Origin of the sequence: Pseudomonas sp. 6D_7.1_Bac1 (assembly GCF_025465945.1) — a bacterium.
In the GTDB taxonomy this organism is placed as follows: domain Bacteria; phylum Pseudomonadota; class Gammaproteobacteria; order Pseudomonadales; family Pseudomonadaceae; genus Aquipseudomonas.
In genome coordinates this window covers 1-3318 of the sequence record NZ_JANLNW010000062.1, presented here as the reverse complement: position 1 = coordinate 3318, position 3318 = coordinate 1, and the positions used below count along the sequence as shown (strand labels likewise).

Annotated in this window: 1 rRNA gene; it reads right to left on the bottom strand. The window is 51.0% G+C overall.

Annotated features, from left to right (window positions below):
- Positions 1–209 precede the first annotated feature (209 nt).
- A 23S ribosomal RNA gene (locus tag NTD87_RS17045) occupies positions 210–3101 on the bottom strand.
- Positions 3102–3318 lie beyond the last annotated feature (217 nt).

Below are 3318 nucleotides of genomic sequence, written 5' to 3'. Positions count from 1 at the left end.
CTGAGTTCGGGATGGGATCAGGTGGTTCCAATGCTCTATGGTCGTCAAGAAATTCGGTAGCCAGTTCGTGTGCCTTTCGGTCCACGCTCCAGCGAATGGGTATGTGATAGCGTTGGTGTCTTTGTGAGTATCTCGAACTTTCGGTTCGTTTCGTCTTCACACACCGCAATCTGGCGCCCTGTCGGGTCACTAAATTGCTTGGGTGTTATATGGTCAAGCCTCACGGGCAATTAGTATTGGTTAGCTCAACGCCTCACAGCGCTTACACACCCAACCTATCAACGTCGTAGTCTTCGACGGCCCTTCAGGGGACTCAAGGTCCCAGTGAGATCTCATCTTGAGGCTAGTTTCCCGCTTAGATGCTTTCAGCGGTTATCTATTCCGAACATAGCTACCCGGCAATGCCACTGGCGTGACAACCGGAACACCAGAGGTTCGTCCACTCCGGTCCTCTCGTACTAGGAGCAGCCCCTCTCAAATCTCAAACGTCCACGGCAGATAGGGACCGAACTGTCTCACGACGTTCTAAACCCAGCTCGCGTACCACTTTAAATGGCGAACAGCCATACCCTTGGGACCGGCTTCAGCCCCAGGATGTGATGAGCCGACATCGAGGTGCCAAACACCGCCGTCGATATGAACTCTTGGGCGGTATCAGCCTGTTATCCCCGGAGTACCTTTTATCCGTTGAGCGATGGCCCTTCCATACAGAACCACCGGATCACTAAGACCTACTTTCGTACCTGCTCGACGTGTCTGTCTCGCAGTCAAGCGCGCTTTTGCCTTTATACTCTACGACCGATTTCCGACCGGTCTGAGCGCACCTTCGTACTCCTCCGTTACTCTTTAGGAGGAGACCGCCCCAGTCAAACTACCCACCATACACTGTCCTCGATCCGGATAACGGACCTGAGTTAGAACCTCAAAGTTGCCAGGGTGGTATTTCAAGGTTGGCTCCACGCGAACTGGCGTCCACGCTTCAAAGCCTCCCACCTATCCTACACAAGCAAATTCAAAGTCCAGTGCAAAGCTATAGTAAAGGTTCACGGGGTCTTTCCGTCTAGCCGCGGATACACTGCATCTTCACAGCGATTTCAATTTCACTGAGTCTCGGGTGGAGACAGCGCCGCCATCGTTACGCCATTCGTGCAGGTCGGAACTTACCCGACAAGGAATTTCGCTACCTTAGGACCGTTATAGTTACGGCCGCCGTTTACCGGGGCTTCGATCAAGAGCTTCGCGTTAGCTAACCCCATCAATTAACCTTCCGGCACCGGGCAGGCGTCACACCCTATACGTCCACTTTCGTGTTTGCAGAGTGCTGTGTTTTTAATAAACAGTCGCAGCGGCCTGGTATCTTCGACCGGCGTGGGCTTACGGAGCAAGTCCTTCACCCTCACCGGCGCACCTTCTCCCGAAGTTACGGTGCCATTTTGCCTAGTTCCTTCACCCGAGTTCTCTCAAGCGCCTTGGTATTCTCTACCCAACCACCTGTGTCGGTTTGGGGTACGGTTCCTGGTTACCTGAAGCTTAGAAGCTTTTCTTGGAAGCATGGCATCAACCACTTCGTGTTCCAAAGGAACACTCGTCATCAGCTCTCGGCCTTAGAATCCCGGATTTACCTAAGATTCCAGCCTACCACCTTAAACTTGGACAACCAACGCCAAGCTGGCCTAGCCTTCTCCGTCCCTCCATCGCAATAACCAGAAGTACAGGAATATTAACCTGTTTTCCATCGACTACGCTTTTCAGCCTCGCCTTAGGGACCGACTAACCCTGCGTCGATTAACGTTGCGCAGGAAACCTTGGTCTTTCGGCGTGGGTGTTTTTCACACCCATTGTCGTTACTCATGTCAGCATTCGCACTTCTGATACCTCCAGCAAGCTTCTCAACTCACCTTCACAGGCTTACAGAACGCTCCTCTACCGCATCACCTAAGTGATACCCGTAGCTTCGGTGTATGGTTTGAGCCCCGTTACATCTTCCGCGCAGGCCGACTCGACTAGTGAGCTATTACGCTTTCTTTAAAGGGTGGCTGCTTCTAAGCCAACCTCCTAGCTGTCTAAGCCTTCCCACATCGTTTCCCACTTAACCATAACTTTGGGACCTTAGCTGACGGTCTGGGTTGTTTCCCTTTTCACGACGGACGTTAGCACCCGCCGTGTGTCTCCCATGCTCGGCACTTGTAGGTATTCGGAGTTTGCATCGGTTTGGTAAGTCGGGATGACCCCCTAGCCGAAACAGTGCTCTACCCCCTACAGTGATACATGAGGCGCTACCTAAATAGCTTTCGAGGAGAACCAGCTATCTCCGAGCTTGATTAGCCTTTCACTCCGATCCACAGGTCATCCGCTAACTTTTCAACGGTAGTCGGTTCGGTCCTCCAGTTAGTGTTACCCAACCTTCAACCTGCCCATGGATAGATCGCCCGGTTTCGGGTCTATTCCCAGCGACTAGACGCCCTATTAAGACTCGCTTTCGCTACGCCTCCCCTATTCGGTTAAGCTCGCCACTGAAAATAAGTCGCTGACCCATTATACAAAAGGTACGCAGTCACCCAACAAAGTGGGCTCCCACTGCTTGTACGCATACGGTTTCAGGATCTATTTCACTCCCCTCTCCGGGGTTCTTTTCGCCTTTCCCTCACGGTACTAGTTCACTATCGGTCAGTCAGTAGTATTTAGCCTTGGAGGATGGTCCCCCCATATTCAGACAAAGTTTCTCGTGCTCCGTCCTACTCGATTTCATGACTAAGAGATTTTCGCGTACAGGGCTATCACCCACTATGGCCGCACTTTCCAGAGCGTTCCGCTAATCTCAAAGCCACTTAAGGGCTAGTCCCCGTTCGCTCGCCACTACTAAGGGAATCTCGGTTGATTTCTTTTCCTCAGGGTACTTAGATGTTTCAGTTCCCCTGGTTCGCTTCTTAAGCCTATGTATTCAGCTTAAGATACCTAACTTATGTTAGGTGGGTTCCCCCATTCAGACATCTCCGGATCACAGTCTGTTTGCCGACTCCCCGAAGCTTTTCGCAGGCTACCACGTCTTTCATCGCCTCTGACTGCCAAGGCATCCACCGTATGCGCTTCTTCACTTGACCATATAACCCCAAGCAATCTGGTTATACTGTGAAGACGACATTCGCCGAAAATTCGCAATTTAACTCACAAATTTTACCTTAGCCTGATCCGTTACCAGTGAAAGTAACGTTCAGTCTATCTTTCTATCACATACCCAAATTTTTAAAGAACGATCTAATCAAAGACTAGAAATCAACATTCACCATCATCACAATGGAATGCTCATTTCTAAGCTTT